Annotated in this window: 25 protein-coding genes; 13 read left to right on the top strand and 12 right to left on the bottom strand. The window is 36.9% G+C overall.

All coding sequences use genetic code 11. The annotated features are described in order from the left end of the window. Window positions 1–99: 99 nt before the first annotated feature. Together BAU28_RS08600 and galU are read left to right on the top strand one after the other, a co-directional pair. A complete protein-coding gene (locus tag BAU28_RS08600; RefSeq protein ID WP_071718332.1) occupies window positions 100–1,824 on the top strand; it encodes a phospho-sugar mutase in 1,725 nt (574 codons plus the stop codon). A 152-nt stretch (window positions 1,825–1,976) separates the two neighbouring features. Further along, window positions 1,977–2,864, top strand: a complete 888-nt coding sequence (galU, locus tag BAU28_RS08595) for a UTP--glucose-1-phosphate uridylyltransferase GalU (protein ID WP_048375303.1) — start codon at window positions 1,977–1,979, stop codon at window positions 2,862–2,864. Between the two features lie 43 nt (window positions 2,865–2,907). Here the strand turns inward: galU and BAU28_RS08590 are convergent, their stop codons facing one another. Continuing rightward, window positions 2,908–3,501, bottom strand: a complete 594-nt coding sequence (locus BAU28_RS08590) for a biotin transporter BioY (protein ID WP_071718331.1) — start codon at window positions 3,499–3,501, stop codon at window positions 2,908–2,910. A gap of 50 nt (window positions 3,502–3,551) precedes the next feature. After that, a complete protein-coding gene (locus tag BAU28_RS08585) occupies window positions 3,552–4,295 on the bottom strand; it encodes a DUF3298 and DUF4163 domain-containing protein (RefSeq protein ID WP_071718330.1) in 744 nt (247 codons plus the stop codon). A 97-nt stretch (window positions 4,296–4,392) separates the two neighbouring features. Here BAU28_RS08585 and BAU28_RS08580 point away from each other — a divergent pair, with 97 nt between their 5' ends. After that, complete coding sequence (locus BAU28_RS08580) at window positions 4,393–4,776, top strand: hotdog fold thioesterase (protein ID WP_002174004.1); 384 nt, start codon at window positions 4,393–4,395, stop codon at window positions 4,774–4,776. A gap of 38 nt (window positions 4,777–4,814) precedes the next feature. Here BAU28_RS08580 and BAU28_RS08575 read toward each other — a convergent pair whose 3' ends face one another. Continuing rightward, window positions 4,815–6,191: a glycine--tRNA ligase gene (locus BAU28_RS08575; RefSeq protein WP_000287156.1), complete on the bottom strand. Its 1,377-nt coding sequence runs from the start codon at window positions 6,189–6,191 to the stop codon at window positions 4,815–4,817. Window positions 6,192–6,689: 498 nt separating this feature from the next. Next, complete coding sequence (locus tag BAU28_RS08570; RefSeq protein WP_071718329.1) at window positions 6,690–7,403, bottom strand: DNA alkylation repair protein; 714 nt, start codon at window positions 7,401–7,403, stop codon at window positions 6,690–6,692. 118 nt (window positions 7,404–7,521) lie between these two features. On the opposite strand from BAU28_RS08570, the gene BAU28_RS08565 reads away from it, so the two are divergent. Continuing rightward, window positions 7,522–7,989: a hypothetical protein gene (locus BAU28_RS08565; RefSeq protein ID WP_048375293.1), complete on the top strand. Its 468-nt coding sequence runs from the start codon at window positions 7,522–7,524 to the stop codon at window positions 7,987–7,989. A gap of 123 nt (window positions 7,990–8,112) precedes the next feature. Here BAU28_RS08565 and BAU28_RS08560 read toward each other — a convergent pair whose 3' ends face one another. Continuing rightward, window positions 8,113–9,438 carry an ArsB/NhaD family transporter gene (locus tag BAU28_RS08560; RefSeq protein WP_071718328.1) on the bottom strand — a complete coding sequence of 442 codons (1,326 nt, stop codon included), beginning with the start codon at window positions 9,436–9,438 and terminating at the stop codon, window positions 8,113–8,115. 289 nt (window positions 9,439–9,727) lie between these two features. Between BAU28_RS08560 and kapD the strand changes: the two genes are divergently transcribed. Beyond that, complete coding sequence (kapD, locus tag BAU28_RS08555) at window positions 9,728–10,351, top strand: 3'-5' exonuclease KapD (RefSeq protein WP_025149554.1); 624 nt, start codon at window positions 9,728–9,730, stop codon at window positions 10,349–10,351. Window positions 10,352–10,392: 41 nt separating this feature from the next. Here kapD and kapB read toward each other — a convergent pair whose 3' ends face one another. Next, on the bottom strand, window positions 10,393–10,776 hold the full coding sequence (gene kapB, locus BAU28_RS08550; RefSeq protein WP_001209324.1) for a kinase-associated lipoprotein KapB: 384 nt from the start codon (window positions 10,774–10,776) through the stop codon (window positions 10,393–10,395). 167 nt (window positions 10,777–10,943) lie between these two features. Here kapB and BAU28_RS30350 point away from each other — a divergent pair, with 167 nt between their 5' ends. Together BAU28_RS30350 and BAU28_RS08540 are read left to right on the top strand one after the other, a co-directional pair. Further along, window positions 10,944–11,120 carry a hypothetical protein gene (locus BAU28_RS30350; protein WP_002173998.1) on the top strand — a complete coding sequence of 59 codons (177 nt, stop codon included), beginning with the start codon at window positions 10,944–10,946 and terminating at the stop codon, window positions 11,118–11,120. 68 nt (window positions 11,121–11,188) lie between these two features. Further along, window positions 11,189–11,728 (top strand): superoxide dismutase family protein, encoded by a 540-nt coding sequence (locus BAU28_RS08540; protein ID WP_071718327.1) that lies wholly within the window; start codon window positions 11,189–11,191, stop codon window positions 11,726–11,728. A 29-nt stretch (window positions 11,729–11,757) separates the two neighbouring features. Here the strand turns inward: BAU28_RS08540 and BAU28_RS08535 are convergent, their stop codons facing one another. Beyond that, window positions 11,758–12,912, bottom strand: a complete 1,155-nt coding sequence (locus BAU28_RS08535) for a MalY/PatB family protein (protein ID WP_071718326.1) — start codon at window positions 12,910–12,912, stop codon at window positions 11,758–11,760. Between the two features lie 117 nt (window positions 12,913–13,029). Here BAU28_RS08535 and BAU28_RS08530 point away from each other — a divergent pair, with 117 nt between their 5' ends. After that, window positions 13,030–13,281: a YugE family protein gene (locus BAU28_RS08530; protein WP_071718325.1), complete on the top strand. Its 252-nt coding sequence runs from the start codon at window positions 13,030–13,032 to the stop codon at window positions 13,279–13,281. Between the two features lie 75 nt (window positions 13,282–13,356). Here BAU28_RS08530 and BAU28_RS08525 read toward each other — a convergent pair whose 3' ends face one another. Both BAU28_RS08525 and BAU28_RS08520 read right to left on the bottom strand, forming a co-directional pair. Next, window positions 13,357–14,202 carry an alpha/beta fold hydrolase gene (locus BAU28_RS08525; protein ID WP_002173994.1) on the bottom strand — a complete coding sequence of 282 codons (846 nt, stop codon included), beginning with the start codon at window positions 14,200–14,202 and terminating at the stop codon, window positions 13,357–13,359. A 181-nt stretch (window positions 14,203–14,383) separates the two neighbouring features. Next, window positions 14,384–15,364, bottom strand: coding sequence for a 2-hydroxyacid dehydrogenase (locus BAU28_RS08520; RefSeq protein WP_071718324.1), 981 nt, complete (start codon window positions 15,362–15,364; stop codon window positions 14,384–14,386). A 161-nt stretch (window positions 15,365–15,525) separates the two neighbouring features. On the opposite strand from BAU28_RS08520, the gene BAU28_RS08515 reads away from it, so the two are divergent. The 3 genes from BAU28_RS08515 (at window position 15,526) to yugI (ending at window position 17,809) form a co-directional block, all read left to right on the top strand. Further along, window positions 15,526–16,023 carry an Lrp/AsnC family transcriptional regulator gene (locus BAU28_RS08515; protein WP_002173992.1) on the top strand — a complete coding sequence of 166 codons (498 nt, stop codon included), beginning with the start codon at window positions 15,526–15,528 and terminating at the stop codon, window positions 16,021–16,023. Continuing rightward, window positions 16,020–17,210 carry an aminotransferase gene (locus tag BAU28_RS08510; RefSeq protein WP_071718323.1) on the top strand — a complete coding sequence of 397 codons (1,191 nt, stop codon included), beginning with the start codon at window positions 16,020–16,022 and terminating at the stop codon, window positions 17,208–17,210. The genes BAU28_RS08515 and BAU28_RS08510 overlap by 4 nt, the downstream gene beginning before the upstream one ends. Before the next feature lie 254 nt (window positions 17,211–17,464). Continuing rightward, entirely contained in the window at window positions 17,465–17,809 is a 345-nt protein-coding gene (yugI, locus tag BAU28_RS08505; protein WP_002173990.1) for a S1 domain-containing post-transcriptional regulator GSP13, read from the top strand. A gap of 110 nt (window positions 17,810–17,919) precedes the next feature. Here yugI and BAU28_RS08500 read toward each other — a convergent pair whose 3' ends face one another. Next, window positions 17,920–18,153, bottom strand: a complete 234-nt coding sequence (locus BAU28_RS08500) for a DUF378 domain-containing protein (RefSeq protein ID WP_002173987.1) — start codon at window positions 18,151–18,153, stop codon at window positions 17,920–17,922. A gap of 284 nt (window positions 18,154–18,437) precedes the next feature. Between BAU28_RS08500 and BAU28_RS08490 the strand changes: the two genes are divergently transcribed. Together BAU28_RS08490 and BAU28_RS08485 are read left to right on the top strand one after the other, a co-directional pair. Continuing rightward, window positions 18,438–19,790, top strand: a complete 1,353-nt coding sequence (locus tag BAU28_RS08490) for a glucose-6-phosphate isomerase (protein WP_071718322.1) — start codon at window positions 18,438–18,440, stop codon at window positions 19,788–19,790. 136 nt (window positions 19,791–19,926) lie between these two features. Then, complete coding sequence (locus tag BAU28_RS08485; protein ID WP_048375275.1) at window positions 19,927–20,337, top strand: YugN-like family protein; 411 nt, start codon at window positions 19,927–19,929, stop codon at window positions 20,335–20,337. Here BAU28_RS08485 and BAU28_RS08480 read toward each other — a convergent pair. Beyond that, the gene (locus BAU28_RS08480; RefSeq protein ID WP_002173984.1) at window positions 20,324–21,319 is read right to left on the bottom strand and encodes an ion channel; all 996 of its coding nucleotides are present in this window, start codon (window positions 21,317–21,319) and stop codon (window positions 20,324–20,326) included. The two genes, BAU28_RS08485 and BAU28_RS08480, sit on opposite strands and share 14 nt — an antisense overlap. 94 nt (window positions 21,320–21,413) lie before the next feature. Further along, window positions 21,414–22,094: an MgtC/SapB family protein gene (locus tag BAU28_RS08475; RefSeq protein WP_002173983.1), complete on the bottom strand. Its 681-nt coding sequence runs from the start codon at window positions 22,092–22,094 to the stop codon at window positions 21,414–21,416. Between the last annotated feature and the right edge of the window lie 401 nt (window positions 22,095–22,495).

Raw genomic sequence — 22,495 nt, 5'->3', positions numbered from 1 at the left:
AATATTTATAGTAAAATCCTGCTAGAGTTTAAAAAATATTGAGATACAGGTTGTTTTTTTCATATAATGAAGTTATGACACGTGAGAGGGGATAGAAGGATGAATTGGAAACAAGAATTTAGTCGATGGCTTTCATATGCAGAATTAGATGTAGAATTAAAAGAACAGCTAGAAAACATGAGACAAGATGAGAAGAAGATTGAAGATAGCTTCTATAAAAACTTAGAGTTTGGTACAGGTGGTATGCGCGGTGAACTTGGTGCTGGTACGAATCGTTTAAATGTATATACAGTTCGTAAAGCAACAAAAGGATTAGCAGTATTTATTGAAAAATTAGGTGAAGAAGCGAAAAAACGCGGTGTTGTTGTAGCGTATGATTCTCGTCATAAATCACCTGAATTTGCAATGGAAGTAGCTGCTACACTTGGTGCACACGGTATTACAACATATGTATTTGAAAGCTTACGTCCAACGCCAGTGCTTTCTTTCGCAGTTCGTCATTTACATACAGTAAGTGGAATCGTTCTTACGGCGAGTCATAATCCACCTGAATATAACGGTTATAAAGTATATGGTGAAGATGGTGGGCAGTTGCCTCCAAAAGAAGCTGATGAGTTAATTAGCTACGTAAATGCAGTGAAAGATGAACTAACAGTTGAAGTTGCTGATGTGGAGCAATTAAAAGCTGACGGTTTATTACATATAATTGGACAAGAAGTAGATGATGCATATGCAGCAGAATTGAACAATGTCATTATTAATAAAGAAATGGTACAAAAAGTTGGTAAAGATTTAAAAATCGTCTTTACTCCCTTACACGGAACGTCAAATATTTCTGTACGTCGTGGCCTAGAAGAAGTTGGATTTACAGATGTAACGGTTGTGAAAGAGCAAGAGTTACCAGATCCAAACTTCTCTACAGTAAAATCGCCGAATCCAGAAGAGCATGCAGCGTTTGAGTATGCAATTCGTGACGGTGAAAAAGTTGGCGCAGACGTGTTAATCGCAACTGATCCTGACGCAGACCGTCTAGGCGTAGCAGTTCGTAATCACGATGGTGAGTTCCAAGTATTAACTGGTAACCAAACAGGTGCATTAATGCTCGATTACTTATTATCACAAAAGAAAGAAAATGGAACTCTTCCGGCAAACGGTGTTGTGCTAAAAACAATCGTAACGTCTGAAATTGGCCGCACAATTGCAAAAGCATACGGTTTGGATACAGTTGATACGTTAACTGGATTTAAATTTATCGGTGAGAAAATTAAACAGTATGAAGAAAGTGGACAATATGAATTCCAATTCGGTTATGAGGAAAGCTATGGTTATTTAATTCGTCCATTCTGCCGTGATAAAGATGCGGTACAATCTGTCTTATTTGCATGTGAAGTAGCTGCATACTACAAAGCGCAAGGAAAAACGTTATATGATGGTCTATTAGAAGTATTCGAGAAGTATGGTTTCTTCCGTGAAGATCTTGTATCGTTAACGTTAAAAGGAAAAGACGGTGCGGAACAGATTCAAGAGATGATGGCAACATTCCGTGAAAATCCTCCGAAAGAAGTAGCGGGCTTCACAGTCGTTGCGGTTGAGGATTATAAGGCAAGCATTATTACAACTTTACAAGATGGAAATAAGGAAGAGATTCACTTACCGAAATCAAATGTGTTAAAATATAAATTAGAAGATGGTTCTTGGTTCTGCTTACGTCCATCTGGCACAGAGCCAAAAATTAAATTCTACTTTGGTGTACAAGATGATTCCTTACAAAATAGTGAACAAAAGTTACTTACTATTAAAGAAGACATTATGAATCGTTTATAATAGAATAGAGTGCTACTGATAGGAAAAGAGGAGAACGGAGAACGACCTCCTCTTTTCTTATAGTTTTGTATGATGTAGAGGATTATTAAGAGTTGATGTTATAAATTTGCACCTTACTAAGAGAATTAGAATGAAAAGCGAGGGTATTTGTCATGAAAAAAGTGAGAAAAGCAATTATCCCGGCAGCGGGATTAGGAACACGCTTTTTACCAGCAACAAAAGCAATGCCAAAAGAAATGTTACCGATAGTAGATAAACCAACTATCCAATACATTGTAGAAGAAGCAGTGAAATCAGGAATCGAAGATATTATTATCGTTACTGGTAAAACAAAGCGCTCTATCGAAGATCATTTTGATAACGCATTTGAACTAGAGCAAAACTTATTAGAGAAGAAAAAATATGAACTACTTGAGAAAGTGCAAGCTTCTTCTAAAATGGTAGATATTCATTATATCCGTCAAAAAGAACCGAAAGGGCTAGGACATGCTGTTTGGTGTGCACGTAAATTCATCGGTGATGAGCCATTTGCAGTATTATTAGGTGATGATATTGTTCAAGCTGAAACACCATGTTTACGTCAATTAATGGACGAGTATGACAAAACACTTTCTTCTGTTATTGGTGTACAAACTGTTCCTGAGGCAGAAACACATCGCTACGGAATTATCGATCCGTTAGAGCAAGAGGGACGTCGTTATCAAGTTCGTAATTTCGTTGAAAAACCAGCGCAAGGTACTGCACCTTCAAACTTAGCAATCATGGGACGTTACGTTTTAACTCCTGAAATCTTTATGTTCTTGGAACAGCAACAAGTTGGAGCGGGTGGCGAAATTCAGTTAACGGATGCAATTCAAAGCTTAAATGAAATTCAACGTGTATTTGCGTATGATTTCGAAGGAAAGCGTTATGACGTTGGTGAAAAATTAGGATTTGTTCAAACAACAATTGAAATGGCATTGCAGCACGAAGAATTACGTGATGATATGCTTGTCATGATGAAGAAAATTTTAGATGAGCAAACGAAGCAAGAGTCTTAATATAATAAAAAGGAGTTGTTCCTATGGGAACAACTCCTTTTTATTATGAAATCGTCGAATGAGAATGTTGATAGGCTGAACGGCGTACAGCATAGTATATGCGAGGTGCGATAATAGCACCGATAATAGTAAATGCAATATCTTTTACTGCAAACCACATCATAATCATCCAAGCGGCTTTATAACTCATATTACCGCCCATGAAAATATTGACCGCCCCGTACATATAAGTAGTACCGATAATATACGTTAAAATGATTCCGGCGAAAGAAGCAATTGCAAAGGTGCTGAATGTTGGTCTTTCTTTTCGTTCCACTAGTTTTCCTGATACGTAAGCAACGATAATAAATGCGATAATAAAACCACCAGTAGGATCTAAAAGTGCTCCAAATCCAGCCTTGAAGTTAGCGAAAATTGGCGCACCTGCTAATCCAACAAGCATATAAACAGTCATTGATAATGCCCCAAGTCTACTTCCAAGAAGAAGCCCTGCTAAAATTGCGAAAAATGGTTGCATAGATAATGGAACGCCCGCTATTTGTAGGAATGGTGCCCAAGATACAATATTTGCACCAATAGCCATAAGAGCGACGAACATGGCAGCCAATGCTAGATCTAAAACATGAAATCTCCTCATATTGTTAACCTCCTGTTGTGTTTAGGTTAACAATATCGTAGCGAAAATATTTACTTGTTGTCAATCAAAATATTTTGATAAGAAGACTTTAAATAGTCTCTCAGCAATGTATATGGAATACGAAATTGCGGGATTCCGCTTGAATAAGGAGCAATTTCATATAAAGGGAAGTAAATAACGAGATTATCTGGTTCTAAAAAGTAGTGGAACTTTTTAGCGCTCATTACCTTTTCGGATGCGTCAGGAAAATAAATGCTTTCATTTTGTTTAATTTGTCTTACAATCTCTGTACGAATTGTTTCTTTGTATTTCTCCTCTTGTTGAAATAGATCGTCTAAGTGTAATAATTTTTTTTCGTTTAAATCAAATGTATTTGCCTTCCACGTATAAAGTCCGTGCGCTCCTCCTGTATATTGATAGTAATTCACATATAGGCTGAGAAAAGGTGGTTTGTTTAAAGCTACTTTATAGTCAACATTTGCAACGTATGGATGAAAAGGTGTGCTAGATCCTTCTGTTTCTTTATAATATTTCTTCGCTTCTTTCTCTAAATTACTTTTAAATTTATCAGTAGAATTTTTGTAATAGGAATTCAGCTTATTTTGAAATTGTGAATCAGAAAAATTGTGAAAAGAAGGCCTATTAATTTGATATTCTATATAAGGTTTCTTACCTTTTTGCGTTACAGTCTTAACATCAATTGTCAGGTTAGATGCTTTGGCTGCATGCGTACAATTTGGTACAATAGTCAGCAAGGAGAATATAAGCAGTAGTATACAAAATTTTTGTTTCATTTAGGTGAAACCTCCTTATATAAGTGTTATAGGTAGTTTGAAAGTAAATAGGTAAAAATATACATTTAATTAAAAGTGAGAGAAGGGGGGAAACGATATGTCAAAAACTTTAATGGATTCGCTTGGAATTGAGTTGTTAGAAATGACAGAAGATAAGGTAGTTGCTACGATGCCGGTGGATGGACGCACGCATCAGCCGTTTGGCTTTTTACATGGCGGTGCATCTGTTGCTTTAGCAGAAACTGTGGCAAGTGTTGGTTCATACAATTTAATTGATCAAGAAAAATGTATTTGTTTCGGATTAGAAATTAACGCAAACCATATTCGTTCAAAGCAAGATGGAATTGTAACAGCGATCGGAACACCGATACATAGAGGACAAACAACGATGGTTTGGGATATTCGTATCATTGATGAAAATGACGATTTATTATGTATTTCAAGATGTACAGTAGCAATTAAAGAAAAACGTGAAAAATAGAAAAGAGGCGGCTCTTATGAGCTGCCTCTTTTTTATAATTAGAACTGGATTTTCTTCTCTAAGAAACCTTTTAGTTCGCTAATTGGCATACGAACTTGTTCCATTGTGTCACGGTCACGTACTGTAACAGCTTTGTCTTCAACTGAGTCGAAGTCATATGTGATACAGAATGGTGTACCGATTTCGTCTTGACGACGGTAACGTTTACCGATAGAACCAGTTTCGTCAAAGTCTACCATGAAGTCTTTAGCTAGTTCTGCGAATACTTCAGTAGCACCTTCAGATAGCTTTTTAGATAATGGTAAGATCGCTGCTTTGTATGGTGCTAAAGCAGGGTGGAAACGAAGAACTGTACGAGAATCATTTTCTAATTGCTCTTCTTCATATGCATCACATAAGAATGCTAATGTTACACGGTCTGCACCTAGAGATGGCTCGATGCAATATGGTACGTAACGCTCATTCGTTTGTGGATCAATATAGTTAAAGTCTTCGTTAGAGTGTTCCATGTGACGTTTTAAATCGAAATCTGTACGAGATGCAACGCCCCAAAGTTCGCCCCAACCGAATGGGAATCTGAATTCAATATCAGTTGTTGCATTACTGTAGTGAGATAACTCTTCTTCACCGTGGTCACGAAGACGCATGCTTTCTTCAGTCATACCAAGTGAAAGTAACCAGTTTTTACAAGTTTCACGCCAGAATGCGAACCACTCTAAATCTTCACCAGGTTTACAGAAGAATTCAAGTTCCATTTGTTCGAATTCACGTGTACGGAATGTGAAGTTACCAGGTGTAATTTCGTTACGGAAACTTTTACCGATTTGGCCAATACCAAATGGAAGTTTCTTACGCATAGAGCGTTGTACGTTTTTAAAGTTTACGAAAATACCTTGTGCTGTTTCAGGACGAAGGAAGATTTCGTTTGTGCTAGACTCTGTAACACCTTGGAATGTTTTGAACATTAAGTTGAACTGACGGATTTCCGTGAATTCTTGACTACCGCAATCTGGGCATTTTACTTCATGTTCTTTCATTAAGTCAGCCATTTGGTCGAAAGTAAGACCGTCAACGACCATTTCGATGCCTTTTGCATCTAATGCATCTTCAATTAATTTGTCAGCACGGTGACGAGCTTTACATTTTTTACAGTCGATCATTGGGTCATTAAAGTTACCAACGTGACCAGAAGCGATCCAAGTTTTTGGGTTCATTAAGATAGCAGCATCTAACCCAACGTTGTATGGAGATTCTTGAATGAATTTTTTCCACCAAGCTTTTTTAACGTTATTTTTTAATTCGATTCCAAGTGGACCGTAATCCCAAGTGTTTGCAAGACCACCGTAAATTTCAGAACCAGGGAAAACAAAACCGCGATGTTTCGCTAAGTTTACAACTTGTTCCATTGAATACATAATAAAATCCTCCTTTTGAAAGTTAACGTATTGGTGATGACGTGATGGGTACTTGTGAAACGAGCTATTTCCGCCTCACATTTTGAATGAGCCGCTTCCGCTTTTAAATTATCCAGCTCCGGTGACTAGAACAGTCGGTCATTTCGCGCCTTCCTGTGAGGCAAAAAGCGCCTCTTCGTCAGGAGCTCCAATGCCCTCCTGTTCTGAGCGAGTCACCTCCGCTTTTAAATTAAATACAAAAAAGCTCGTCTCTAGGCAATTTTGCCTAGGGACGAGCTTGTATATACCCGCGGTTCCACCCTAGTTGATGCGCATTTCGCACATCCACTTTCATCACGTATTGCTCGAGACTGCCGTTTCCTTGCGGTTTCAGGCTTTCACTATCCCTGAATCGCTTTTGTGCAAGTACTTATAAGTCCGTCATCGCTACTTATATTAATAATAATGAACATATTCTATCACGTTCTTTTTTAAATCACAATAGAGGAACGTGCCTATCTATGATAGAGTCTCGCCTATTTTTTCGTTATTTATTCCGTAAGTTTGTTTAATGTGCTTAATTGCTTCGCGTTTACTTAACGGAGCGAGTTTGTTAGTTTGAACGTATTCCCAAACTACATCAGGCCTTGTTTTTGCGTATTCACGAAGGACCCAGCCGATCGCTTTTTGAATGAAAAATTCTTTTGATGAGTTCAGTTGTCCGATAATCCAGAAAAGGAGTTCTTCATCCATCTTTTGTTTATATTTCAGCTGGAATAAAATAGCGGCACGTTGTAGCCATATGTTTTCTGATGCAATCCATTTTGGAATATATGCGGAAATTAATTCTGGATGTTTTAAAAAGATGTTACCTAAAAATGTAGGGACGATGCCGTCGACAGTATCCCACCAAGATTTTGTAACAATAAGTTCTTCTAAAAAGGGGATATGAGTTTCATTTATATGTTTTCTATATTTTTGTAGTATGTCGAGTGCGGCAGCTTGAAATTCACGTTCTGGTAAGTCCCAAAGCTCACGTACGATAATTTGAAAGTCCTTTTTATCTGGGAGAGTATGTATTTGAATGACGTCTTTCAATAATTGTCTTCGCTCGGGAGTTTGAATACCGAGAAAGGGGAAGTGATTTTTCATATAACGTGCCATCGGTTCTGCTTTTTCAGGATTTTTATGAGCTGTAAAATGCTCTTGTAATGCTTTTACAAATGGATGCATAAGTACGTTCTCCTCTCTTATTGTCTTTCTCATATTATTATACAGAGAGTTTGGATGAATTTTAAAACATAACTTGTAGGTTAATGAAATATGTTGAGAAGAGAGAGGAGAGGATAAGATGGAAGATCAAGGCGTACTAGCAGGTTTCTTTGCTCTTAGTTTTGCGTTTATTATTGTCGTTTTACTTTGGATCATTATTTCGTATTTGTTAACGGCTTTTGCACTTTATACGATGGCGAAAAATGATGGTGCAACTGATGGTGTTCTTGCGTTTATTCCTTTTTTAAATAGTAAGACGTGGGGGGACTTAGCGAAAGATAAATTGCCGGATTTCTTGAAAGAAGAAGCAGGATGGAAAGTATTCGGCATATATGTCGCATGCTTTATTTTTAATTATGTACCAATTATAAGTTTGCTAGCAATGGCTGTGTCGATTGTGCTGTCTATTTATCTCATCTACGCTATTTTAGATAGATACGGAACGAATGCCATACTATTTACTATCATTCATACAATTACATTTTCGGTGTTCTTGCCGATTCATTTATTCATTATTCGAAATGAGCCGGTGAGGTATAACGAGTAGATTTGTCATTCTTTGTTGATAAGTCGATATAATGAGAAAATAGCTGATATATTTGAAATTGCGCTTATATATTGAGCTTTGTTCCAGAAAAAAAGCGCCCTGCTTGGCAGGGCGCTTTTTCTACTACATAAGGTAGCGTAAGTAAATGTAAATGTGAGAAATGATTAATGAAACGATCATAATTGGGAAACCGACTTTTAGGAAGTCCATGTAGCTAAATTTATGCCCTTCACGGCTAGCGATACCGGCTACGATTACGTTAGCGGAAGCCCCGATTAATGTTCCATTTCCACCTAGGCAAGCACCTAATGCTAATGCCCACCATAGTACGTCGATTTGTGCGTCAGAAGGTGATAAACCTAGCCCGACTGCCATATCGTTAATAAGTGGGATCATTGTTGCAACGAATGGAATGTTATCGATTGTTGCAGAGGCGATACCAGATACCCATAGAATAAGGATAGATGCGTGAGAAATATCTCCACCTGTTATTCCAATTACTTTTTGAGCTAACATTTTGATAAGACCGATATCGATAAGTCCTCCAACGAGTACGAATAGTCCCGCGAAGAAGAAGATTGTTACCCACTCTACACTAGCGAATACCTCTTCAATTTCATGTTCTTTCACACCGATTAGCATAAGTACAGTAGCGCCAGTTAAGGCAATGATAGCTGCATCAATATGGAAAATGGAATGAGTCATGAAACCTAAAATAGTAAGTCCAAGTATTGTTAAAGATTTCTTCATTAATACTGGATCTTTAATGTATTGTTTTTCATCTAAGCTCATTAATTTTTTAACTTGTACAGGATCAGCAATTAATTGCTTACGGTACATGAAGTAAAGCATTGTCGCTGTAACAGCAATGATAATAATTACGATAGGTGCTAAGTTTAATAAGAAAGCATTGAAATCTAAATGCTTATTTGCAGAACCAATCATAATATTTGGTGGATCACCAATTAATGTTGCTGTTCCTCCGATGTTTGAAAAAATAATTTCAGAAAGTAAATATGGAACAGGATTTACTTGCAGTATGCGCGTAATAGATAAAGTAACTGGAACAACAAGAAGTACTGTTGTAACGTTATCTAAAAATGCGGAGCCAAGCGCGGTAAGTAAGGAAAGTGAAATTAAAATTTTAATTGGATTTCCTTGTGCTCCTTTTGCAGCTTTAATGGCAACGTATTGGAAGACCCCTGACTTACTTGTAATGTTTACTAGAATCATCATACCGATGAGTAACGTAATAGTTCCCCATTCAATATGTTTCGTAAAGGCGTTGTGTAAGTCAACGACACCCACAATTACCATGAGTGCTGCACCAAGAAGTGCGATGACAGCGCGGTTAATTTTTTCAGAAATAATAATGGCATATGTAATTAAAAAGACTGCGATAGCAAAATAATACTGCCAGTTTGCGAGCTCTTGCGTTGTTTCGTGCAAAACTCTCATCTCCTTTCATTCACTTTTCTTAGTGTGTCAAAAATGTTCTAGAAGAAACACACATAACGTCATTATAAAGTAGGAAAATGGCGGATGTAAATGAAAGGGGCTATTTTGTCATATTTTCTGCATAGGTCATTTTTTCTTATTTTTTAAAATATTTGCGGGCATTTGACATATATATAAGATACATCCAATCTGAATATTTAAAATGGAATCAGCGTTCGAGCTTGTTCGTGTAGGAGTGTCAAATAGAAAGGAATGACAAAAATGATAAGGAAGGGATCGTATGGATGAACAACGATTTTTATTTTTAGACTTTGAGTTTACGATGCCCCAGCATAGAAAAAAACCAAAAGGTTTTTTCCCAGAAATTATTGAGGTAGGACTCGTTTCAGTTGTTGGTTGTAAGGTGGAAGATACGTATTCGTCACATGTCAGGCCAAAAACATTTCCGTCCTTAACAGATCGATGTAAAAAATTTTTAGGAATTAAACAAGAAGTAGTGGACAAAGGAATTTCTTTTCATGAACTTGTTGAGAAACTTGCCGAATATGAAAAGAGATGCAAACCGACAATTGTAACGTGGGGAAATATGGATATGAAAGTATTGAAGCATAACTGCGAAATGGCGGGAGTAGTATTTCCATTCTTCGGGCAGTTCCGTGATTTATCGCTTGAGTATAAAAAGTTTTTTGGGGAGCGAAATCAAACAGGATTGTGGAAAGCGATTGAGGCGTATGGAAAAGTAGGAACAGGAAAGCATCATTGTGCGCTTGATGATGCGATGACGACATATAATATTTTTAAGTTAGTAGAAAAAGATAAAGAGTATTTAGTCAAACCAGCACCTCCAACATTAGGGGAGCTTGTTGATTTTTCGAAAGTGTTAAAGAAAGTCAGTACACAGTAACGACCAAATTGCACAATATGTAATTTGGTCGTTTTGTTTTTTTAGAGTTTGTAATCTTGCTTCAATTGCTGAAGTGTTTCTAGACTACGCCCTGCAAAAGGTGAATCATCTTCAGAAAATGAATTCATTTGAGTTTCTAATGCTAATTTTAGTGACTCTGTATAATCCGGGATTTCTCCTTCATATTTTTTCACCATTTGTTCTGGAATGTTCGTCTGTTCACGGAAAGCTAAAGCGCGTCTTTCATGGAAAAATGGTACATCAGCTTGTTTTACATTATGTAAATCACCCTGCACTGGATGTTTTAAAACAGCTAATACTTTTACGACGTAACTGCCAGGGCGGCTATTTGTAATTTCGCCGATATATTTTCCAGTTTTATAAATACCAGTAACGATTTCACCAATTTCAAATGTTTCTCTCATATTTTTCACCTCAAATTAATAGTAAGGAAAGTGCGTGAAGGAGTCAAAGAAATCATTCGTTCACGGAATGTCCTTGAGAATATGAATGGGTTCAACTATAATTTAAAATAATATGACAGAAAATTCTGATGTTGTTTTTTATGAATCCCTGATAAGGAGTGTTCCCTATGATGCCTTTATATTTTCCGGAAGATAAAACAGAATATATTATTCCAGGTATTGTTTGCGTTCTATTTATCATCGGTGCGGTTGCTACGTGGCGTATGTTCATTCGTGTATCAAAACGAGAAGCAGAGCGATTACAGAAAGTAGAAGAGAAGCTTTTAGCTGAGAAGAAACACTAATTCATTTTTGTATGTTTCCCTCTATGCTCGGACAATCTAAGGGCAGAATGTATTTTGGAGGGAATAGAATGAAAAGACGGCTTTTTTTTAGTTGTTGTTTGTTATTTCTGATGGCGGGTTGTGACCAAGGAAAGCCGAAAGAAATTGATGTGAAATTACATAATGCTTCAGGTGATGAAGTTGGGACTGCAAAAGTCGTTCAACAAACAAGTGGAGTGAAGATTAAGATTAAAGCGGAAGGTTTTACACCAGGCCCGCATGGAATACATGTACACGAAATTGGAGAGTGTAAAGCACCTCGTTTTGAATCATCTGGGAATCATTTTAATCCAGATAAGAAAAAGCACGGACTCCTCAATCCGAAAGGTGCAGAAAACGGTGATTTACCGAACGTAGTTGCAGACGGTTCTGGAAAGATTAAAGCGGAAATCGACGCGCCGCATATAACACTTGAAGAAGGGAAAACGACGATTCATAGAAAAGATGGAGCGTCTATTATAATTACAGAAAACCCTGATGATGGTATGACACAACCAGCAGGAAAATCTGGTAATCGAATTGCTTGCGGTGTTATTGTTAAAAAAGCGTCAGAAATGAAGAAAAAATAGAAGCTACCATTAAGGTAGCTTCTGTTATATTACGATGAAAATGTATTACGAAGTCTGTTTAAAATCTCTTCTAAGACGGACCTTGGACAGCCGATGTTGATTCGAATATGCTCAGTTCCACCCAATCCATATTTCTCACCAGGTTCAACGATGATTTTTCCTTTCTCTTCGAGTAATGTTGTTCGCTCATTTTGAGAAAGGTTCAAGCGTGAACAATCAATCCACAGTAAAAAACTACCTTCTGGTTTCATTACAGAAAGAGTTGGTATGTGGTTTTGAATATACTCACAAGCAAATCGAGCGTTCTCTTCAACGTATAATCGAATTTCACTTAGCCAATCATTACATTCTGTATATGCACTTTGCATTGCTGTATAAGCAAATATATTTAATCCGTGAAATCCTTGTCTATATTGAATAGACGTAAAGGCATTACGGAGTTTTTCATCCGGAATAATAATGATAGATGCTTGTAACCCGGCGATATTAAATGTTTTGCTCGGAGCCATACAAGTAATTGTGCGCGCTGCTAATTCTTCAGATAAAGAGGCAAACGGTGTATGGGTATGACCTGCGTAAATAATATCAGCGTGAATTTCATCCGCGACAACGGTTACATTATATTTTGTACATAACGTACCGAGCTTTGTTAGTTCCTCTTTCGTCCAAACGCGTCCGATAGGATTGTGAGGGCTACAAAGAAGCATCAGTTTTACACCTTGTTGAAATTGCGTTTCTAAATGCTCAAAGTCTATCGCATATGTGCCATTTTGTTTCTTTAATGGACTTTCACATAATTTCCTGTTATTCGTTGTGACCATTTCAAAAAATGGTGGATAAATAGGAGGTTGTACGAGTACGGATTCACCTTCTTTCGTTAAAGCTTGTATGCTCGTACTAAGAGCTGGAACGATGCCTGCGCTAAATACAATCCACTCTTTTTGTATATCCCAATTGTATTGGCTTTGTGCCCAATCACAAATAATATCTCCAATATTTTCGGGAGGAAGTGTATAGCCGAAAATAGGATGTTCTATCCGTTTTTGTAATGCAGCTTGAATTGGTTTTGGTACTTCAAAATCCATATCGGCAATCCAAGCATGAATGAGTTCTTCGTTTTTATATGTATCCCATTTTGTACTATGTGTTCCGCGACGATTTACCGTTTTATGAAATAGCTGCATATGTTTTCCCCTTTCTTCTGTAAAACCGTTAAGTTATGAAAGTTCTCTCTCTTCTTATAGAATAGCTGATGTGATACGATAAAGAAAAGCACTAAAAAGTGAAAAGGCGGGAAGTAGATGGGTGCATATGAAAAGATGATAGATGTTGTGAAAAATTGGGACCCGTTTCAAATGGGACCGGAGTTTTACGAAACAGAAGCGAGCGATGTTGTGAACGTTGTAAGTGTGTTTGACGATCCGAAATATATCGCAAAGAAGATTCAACATATATACTTTATGTCTTTTGAGGAAGTGCCTGCGCTTGAAAAGTGTGAGAAGTTAGCTGTGGAATTACTTGTACTAAAAGAAGGCGGAAGCTGTTCATTATAGGCTGTCGGAATTTCCGACAGCCTTTTTGTTTATTTTAGTTCGTTCGGATTAATTAAAGTTTCACTTTATCCCGCTTTATCGCGCGGAAAATGCCATGATTTCTTCATAAACATGTTCGGGTTTTTCTTCAGGTAGTAAGTGACCTGTATTTTCGTAAGAGATAAATGTTGAATTAGGTAAATCTTTGTGTAAGCGACGTCCTACCTGTAAAGGGACGACGCGGTCTTTTTCACCCCAAATGAGTAATATTGGCGTTTCGATTTTTTGTAATTCAGTTGAGGATAAGTCACCTTCACGGTCTCTTATCATTCGAGTTAAGGCAGGGAATATACGATTATCATAAAAAGGAGCAGCGTAGCCTTCCATCATTTCATTATCAATTAATGAATGGTCATGAACGACATTCATTAAGTTATGAACGATGCCTCTTCGAATAATCCAGTTCTTCACGTATAAATGGAAGAACGGTAAATAAGAAGAGTACAGTAAAGGCAAATTTGCGCGTGCTAAATAACTAGAACTGCATAGTAAAATCGTCTTTGATATTAATTCAGGGCGTAGGCGGTTTACATAGAGTGAAATTTGTCCACCCATAGAGTGACCAACTAATACAATATCCGAGAGAGCTAGATGTTCTATCAGATCGATAATAATAGCCGCTAAATTGTGATAAGAATACTTAAAGAGATGAGATTTATCACTTTTTCCGAATGGAGGTAAATCCAGGGCAATTACTGTACCTTCTTTCATTAATAAAGGAATGAGGCGTCGATAGCTAAATGAGGAAGATAGGAAGCCGTGAACGAGTACGAAAGTAGGTCGCCCTTTATTAATATTATTATTATGTTCATACAATTCGTAATGGATAGTAGTGCCGCGAGTGGAAAAAGTGAAGTAAGGGCATTTGCATTCATGGTTCATTTTTTGTCACTCCATTGATTTTTGTTCATATCATCTCCAAGTAAGAAAAAAATATGTTAACAAAAAAAGGCAAGATGACTATGCCATCTTGCCTTACATTTATTTATCCCGCTATTTGTGGGAGTCGTGCTAATAATCAGTGTGGATGGACAACTCCACCAATGATTAAAGTTTCACTTTATTATCCACGCACAATATTAGGTGGTGTTTTTCCTTGTAATCCTGCCACTAAATTTTCAGCAGCTGTCATTGCCATTTGCTGTCTTGTTTTTAATGTTGCAGATCCGATGTGCGGTAAAGTCACAACGTTTTGCAATGATAAGAGCGGATTATCTTTTTGGATAGGCTCTTGTGTAAATGTATCGATACCAGCTGCAAATATTTTCTTTTCTGCTAATGCATGAATTAATGCAGTTTCATCTACTGTTTTCCCTCGAGAGGCATTAATGAAGATTGCTGTTTCTTTCATTAATGAAAATTCTTTTTCTCCGATAAGATGATACGTTTCATCTGTTAATGGAGTAAGAAGAATAATAAAATCAGATTGTTTGATTAGCGTTTGTAAATCACAATATGTAGCGTCAAATTTTTGCCCAGCGTCTTCCTTACGACGACGATTATAGTAAAGAACGTTCATATCAAATCCAAATTTCGCACGTTTTGCGACCGCTTCTCCGATTCGCCCCATTCCAATAATACCGATTGTACTATGGTGCACATCTAGTCCGAAGTGTTCTTTTCCGATTTCAGCATTCCATTCACCGTTTTTTACATATGAATCGAGTTCACACACGCGGCGACCAGCAGATAGCATAAGAGCGAAAACGAGGTCAGCTACCGTATCATCTAATACGTATGGTGTATTCGTTCCGATGACATTTCGACTTTGCATTGCTTTTAAATCAAAATTATCGTAACCAACAGAAATGTTGCTCACTACTTTCAAGTTAGGAGCTGCTTGTAACAACTCTTCATTTATGGCTGAGCCGAAATTAAGTAATCCATCTTTATCTTTTATTTTTTCTAATAAAACATCACGAGGTACTTTCTCATTTTGATCCCATTTTTCGTAATCGCAGTGTTCCGATAAATAAGTTTCTACAAATGTTGGAACTGGCTCAGCAATATATACTTTTGGTTTCACGGTTCCATCCCCTTTCATCTTTATCCCGATTGGTGCGGGCTAATAATCAGTGGGGATGGACAACCCCCACTGATTAAAGTTTCACTTTATTTTTACATAATTCTCTAAAAAAATCTTCTTTTCAAACAGGAAAGGCTATTTGTATAATTTAGACACAAACAAAAGAGAGGATGAGTTATATGATGACTGAAAAGGAATTAGAATTGTTAGCTTGCCTTGAAAAAAATAGTCGTTTATCTGTAGAAGTATTAGCGAAGCTGTTAAGTATAGATGTAGAAGAAGCGAAAAAGATGGTTGCGAAATTAGAAAGTGAAAAAATTATCGTGGACTATGTAACACATATCGATTGGACAAAAGTGAAAGAACATACTGGTTTAACAGCAATGATTGATGTGAAAGTTACACCGAAGCGTGGCGTTGGTTTTGATGCGGTTGCTGAACAAATTTATCGCTATTCAGAAGTGAAATCAGTTTATTTAATGTCTGGTACATATGATCTTTCTATTACGTTAGAAGGAAAAACGATGGGCGAAGTAGCGATGTTTGTTTCTGAGAAATTAGCAACAATTGAATCCGTTGTTTCTACGACAACTCATTTTATTTTGAAGAAGTATAAACATGAGGGCATTATTTATGAAAAAACTGATGATGATAAGAGAATTGTGGTGACACCATGAAGCAATTTGAACTATCTAGAGTAGCAGAATCTTTACAACCATCCGGCATTCGAAAGTTTTTCGATTTAGCGGCGAGTATGAAAGGTGTTATTTCACTCGGAGTGGGAGAGCCTGACTTTGTTACACCTTGGAATGTAAGGCAGGCATGTATTCGTTCTTTAGAGCAAGGATATACAGCATATACAGCAAATGCAGGATTATTAGAGCTCCGTCAAGAAATAGCAAAGTATCTAAAAAAACAATTTGCAGTATCTTATGATCCAAATGATGAAATCATTGTTACAGTTGGAGCGAGCCAAGCGTTAGATGTAGCAATGCGCGCTATTGTAAATCCTGATGATGAGGTACTTATTATTGAACCAAGCTTCGTTTCGTATGCACCGCTTGTTACGTTGGCTGGCGGAGTCCCGGTTCCAGTAGCGACTTCATTAGAAGATGAATTTAAAGTACAACCAGATCAAATTGAAGCAGCTATTACAGCAAAAACAAAGGCGATTTTACTTTGTTCTCCAAATAACCCAACAGGTGCAATGTTAAATAAATCCGAATTAGAAAAGCTAGCAGTCATTGTGGAGAAATATAATTTAATCGTATTATCTGATGAAATTTATGCAGAGCTCGTATATGACGAAGCGTATACAAGTTTCGCGAGTATTAAAGATATGCGTGACCATACGATTTTAATTTCAGGGTTTTCAAAAGGATTTGCGATGACAGGATGGCGTCTTGGTATGATTGCAGCCCCTGTTCAATTTTCAGAATTAATGCTCAAAATTCACCAATATTCAATGATGTGTGCACCGACGATGTCTCAATTCGCAGCACTGGAAGCATTGCGTGCAGGTAATGATGAAGTAATTCGAATGAGAGATAGTTATAAAAAGCGTCGCAACTTTATGACGACATCTTTCAATGAAATGGGCTTAACATGTCATGTACCGGGCGGAGCATTTTATGTCTTTCCTTCCATTGCTTCAACTGGACTATCTTCAGCAGAATTCGCAGAACAGTTATTATTAGAAGAAAAAGTGGCTGTTGTCCCAGGAAGTGTATTTGGAGACAGTGGTGAAGGATTCATTCGTTGTTCATATGCGACATCGCTTGAGCAACTTATGGAAGCAATGAAGAGGATGGAACGGTTCATAGAGAATAAAAAAAGGACAAAACACAATACGTTTTGTCCATAAAAGGGGGGGAATACTAGAAAGCCATGTGTTAGTATTCTATCCCAATATTGGAGAATTATACGTATTATAGGAAATTTCTTCATGAATTTTGAATGAGTTCTATCATAGTGGTATAATTTACTAATATAAGGTGTACTTATTCTAGATAGCTTTACTGAGGATAAGTATTAACCAATCGGATATTTAACAATAAATACATCTGCTTTGCTATCTACAATTGTAGAGAAAATGGTAAACGTATGGGAGTGTTTCATATGTCAGAACAATATACAACAGGAGTGGTTGTAACAGGGAAAGTGACTGGAATTCAAGATTACGGTGCATTTGTAGCGTTAGATGCAGAAACACAAGGACTTGTGCATATATCTGAAATTACAAATGGATATGTAAAGGATATTCATGACTTTTTAAAGGTCGGCGATACAGTAGAAGTAAAAGTACTTTCAATTGATGAAGAGCACAGAAAAATGAGTTTATCGTTAAAAGCGGCGAAAAGAAAACAAGGAAGGGTTCTTATACCGAAGCCAACCGATAAAGGGTTCAATACGCTGCGTGAAAAGCTAACGGAATGGATTGAAGAATCAGAGTTAACAAAGTAAAAGAGGAGCGCATATGAGCGTTCCTCTTTTACTTTGTCTTATGATATATATTTGCAAATATGATTGCATGCAATCATATTCGTATGTCGGAGATGAAAAAGACATACTGACTATCGAATTTCATGTGTTTCTGGGTGAGTACCAAGATTTTCGGATGGTTTAAACAGTAAACCAAGATTGATAAGCCCAGAAATACCAACGATGCCATAAATAATACGTGCGAGAGCTGAACTTTGTCCACCGAAAATGGCAGCCACTAAGTCAAACTGGAAGAACCCGATTAGTCCCCAGTTAACAGCACCGATTACAGTGAAGACTAATGCGATACGTTGCAGAGTACTCATGAAAAAGCCCCCCCTTAATGTGAAGCATGAGCAAGCGAAGAGTTAATAAGAAAATGTAACTCCTTTATAGAATGGTGTAGTTTTGGTGTTTTTATACATAAAAAATGTACGAAAAAAGGATGTATATACATCTATACCGAAAAATACGAATTTTTATGCAAAAAATGAACTTTTTCTAAAAAATAAATAATGGTTACGTTTACAATTGTTGAATCGCTTGATTTACAACTTTAGTTTCGCTAAAGTGAATACAGAAATACATATACATAATTGGAGGGAAAAAGATGAGTACACATGTAACGTTCGACTATTCTAAAGCGTTATCCTTCATCAGTGAACATGAACTAACTTATTTACGTGATGCAGTAAAAGTATCACACCATGCAATCCACGAAAAAACTGGAGCTGGGAACGATTTCCTTGGGTGGGTAGAGCTTCCGCTTCAATATGACAAAGAAGAATTTGCTCGCATTCAAAAATGCGCAGAAAAAATTAAAAATGACTCTGACATTTTACTTGTTGTAGGTATCGGTGGTTCTTACTTGGGAGCACGTGCAGCAATCGAAATGTTAAACCATTCTTTCTACAACACGCTTTCTAAAGAACAACGTAAAACTCCACAAGTGCTATTTGTTGGACAAAACATTAGCTCCACTTACATGAAAGATTTAATGGACGTACTAGAAGGTAAAGACTTCTCTATTAACGTTATTTCCAAATCAGGTACAACAACAGAGCCTGCAATCGCATTCCGTATTTTCCGTAAATTATTAGAAGAGAAATACGGCAAAGAGGAAGCTCGCAAACGTATTTATGCAACTACAGATAAAGCGCGTGGTGCTTTAAAAACATTAGCTGATAACGAAGGTTACGAAACATTCGTTATTCCAGATGATGTTGGCGGTCGTTTCTCTGTATTAACACCAGTAGGTTTATTACCGATCGCAGTAAGTGGCCTAAACATTGAAGACATGATGAAAGGTGCAGCTGCTGGTCATGATGACTTCGCGACATCAGAACTTGAAGAAAACCCAGCTTACCAATACGCAGTAGTTCGTAATGCTCTATACAATAAAGGGAAAACAATTGAAATGCTTGTTAACTACGAGCCAGCACTTCAATACTTCTCTGAGTGGTGGAAACAGTTATTTGGTGAAAGTGAAGGAAAAGATCAAAAAGGTATTTTTCCATCTTCAGCAAACTTCTCAACTGACTTACACTCATTAGGTCAATACATTCAAGAAGGTCGCCGTGATCTATTCGAAACAGTTCTTAAAGTAGGTAAATCTACACATGAACTAAAAATCGAATTAGATGACAACGATTTAGATGGATTAAACTACCTTGCTGGTGAAACTGTAGACTTCGTAAACACAAAAGCATACGAAGGTACATTACTTGCACATAGCGACGGCGGAGTACCAAACTTAATCGTAAACATTCCAGAACTAAACGAGTATACATTCGGTTACCTTGTATACTTCTTCGAAAAAGCATGTGCGATGAGCGGCTACCTATTAGGCGTAAATCCATTTGATCAACCAGGAGTAGAAGCATACAAGAAAAACATGTTCGCTCTACTTGGAAAACCAGGATTCGAAGAACTAAAAGCAGAATTAGAAGAGCGTTTAAAATAAAAAAAACTGTTGGGGACGAGCCCCAACAGTTTTTTTTTATGGAATTTTTTGACGAGTAGCCGACATTCCGGATTGAATCTCATATATATTCAGAATGGAATGGGTATGCTAAAGGAAAGGTCTAGGAGGGATTGATTTGATTCCGATTCAATCAAATTTAGTAGGGCGTACATATGCGTTATATAAGTTAGAAGAGGTTATGAAGCCACTTGGATATAGTATTGGTGGCAATTGGGATTATGATAAAGGATGCTTTGATTACAAAATTGACGAAGAAGATGGTTACCAATTTTTACGAGTGCCATTTACGGCTGTGGATGGAGAGCTAGATGTGCCTGGTGTAGTAGTTCGTCTTGAAACACCGTATATTATTTCGCACGTATATCAAGACGAACTAGATAATGAAGTAAATACGTTAGCTGCTGGGACGAGCTTAGATCAGTTTGCTGAACCGAAAGATCCAGATGGAGATGTGAAAAGAAAGTATATCGATATTGGTAAAGTGCTAGTACAAGAACTAGAAAAGCATTTTTTTAATGGCGAATAACAATGAGTACGTCACTTTCAATGATAATAAAAGAATGAACTGGATTAATCATATATTGTTCATCACGCTTTATACCCAATAGGAGGATATTTTGTTTTAAAAGAGTGTAGCTGCAATTAGCGAAAGTTTGTCCTATACATGATGGAGCTAGTTCCATCAGTTGTAATTTGTTATCAGAGATTTCATCGTAGAGCGAAAATAATACACCGGAAATAGAAGGGAATAAAAGGGAGGCGGTAAATACATAGCTTGTCAATTTATTTCCTTCTATAATTTCTGATGCCCCTGCTCTCGTTGCATTTTGTATTTGCTCTGAAGTAAGTAGTTCGGCAATACAGTGAATGTTTGGATTAAGTCCTTTTGCAGTTAAGATATTTAAAATGGACTGTGTATCTGCTAAGCTTTCATTTTTTTCTTTATCAGCCGTTATTAATATTGTGTGTGCTGTTGTAATGTTTGCTTTTTGTAAAGTTTGATCGTGATGTGGACAGCCTTTTATAAATTCTAAATGATGAAATGGTTTTGGAAGTAAAGAGAGTGTTTCATCAATTAAAACGATATCAAGATTTGGCTGTAATACATGCATTTGTTTCACAACGTGTTTGGCACGTTCATTCCAACCGACGATAATCATATGTCCGCTAGACGTAGCCGCTTCTTCTCCTTTAATCTTCATATATTGTTTACTAATCATTTCGGTAGCAAATAGAACCATATAATAAGAACAAAATCCAGTTCCTAATAAAATAATGCCTATTCCAATAAGTTTCCCTATCGTTGTATGCGGGGCAAAGTCACCATAGCCAACGGTGAAGATTGTAACGATTGACCACCAAATCCCATCGAACCATGTAATAAAGTGAGTGGGTTCTAGTGTATGTATAAGAAAACCAGAGAAAGTAGTAAGTACAATAATAAAACAAATTAAACGAAAAATAATGGAATCACGAAATGTATCTACTAAGTTCGGGCGCGATTTCAATTTTGTATTCCTCCTTACTTTGCAGGACTACATTCATTGTTACCATTATAGAAAAAAGAAAAACTCCCTAAGTAAAAAGAGAGCTTGTTTCATGTTACATACTTTCAACTTCAGTTTGTTGAACACTTTCGAGGTGTTGCAGGGCGTAGTAAACATCAGCGGTATGTCTTTTTTGATCGATAGACAATTTAAGATGCAAATAGTGAGAACCACTTTCTAATGTTTTGAGCTTCATATTCTTAACCTTTATATCCATTGCTTTTATTTCCTCAATGACAATAGGGATATTGTCCATATCTCGTACAACAAGTTTGACGGCAATATCGCGTTGGCGTAATGACCTGGGGCCTAAAAAATTCATTGCTAATGGGATGAGTTCTACACTAATCATAAGGAAACACATCCCGAAAATGGCTTCGAGATAAAAGCCAGCTCCGACGGCAATGCCGATACCAGAAGCACCCCAAATCATAGCTGCGGTAGTTAGTCCTGCAATACTATCATTTCCTCTTCGTAAAATAACACCAGCACCTAAAAAACCAATTCCTGACACAATTTGAGCCGCCAGTCGAAGTGGATCCATATTCATATGGTCAGTGTGTGGTAAATTGTAAGCTGCTTTAATAGAAACAATGGTTAAGAGGCAGCTAATAATAGAAATAACTAAACAAGTTTTTAAACCGAGTGGTTTACGTTTTAATTCGCGTTCTAAACCGATAGCGAATCCTAAAATAGCTGAGAGACCTAGTTTTATTAATAAATCGGTGTAGTCCATGTATATTCCTCCTTGTATGATATGGTATATGAATAAAACGTTTATATAGAAAGAAACGTTTTTGGACAGAGTGACTTTCTATAGAATATATGTAGGAATTACTTAGAAATGAAAGAGATATTTCGTTTAAGTATATGATATTAAAAAAGAAATGTAGTTGTTTTAAAAAAAGTTTTCAAAAGGTGTTGCATTTCGTTTTTCTGCATGCTATATTAATAAACGTCGCTGATGCAGAAACGCAGAAAACGACAAAAAAGAAATTAAAAAACTTGGTTGACATCGAAAAACGAAGATGTTAACATAAGGAAGTCGCAAATGAGCGGCTAAGTAGTTCTTTGAAAACTGAACGAAACAAACAACGTGAAACGTCAATTTTTATTTTAGATGCTAGACAAACTAAC

It is taken from the genome of Bacillus paramycoides, assembly GCF_001884235.1.
Classification (GTDB): Bacteria; Bacillota; Bacilli; order Bacillales; family Bacillaceae_G; genus Bacillus_A; species Bacillus_A paramycoides.
Note: the sequence above shows the minus strand (reverse complement) of the source record. Positions and strands in the feature narration are given on the sequence as shown.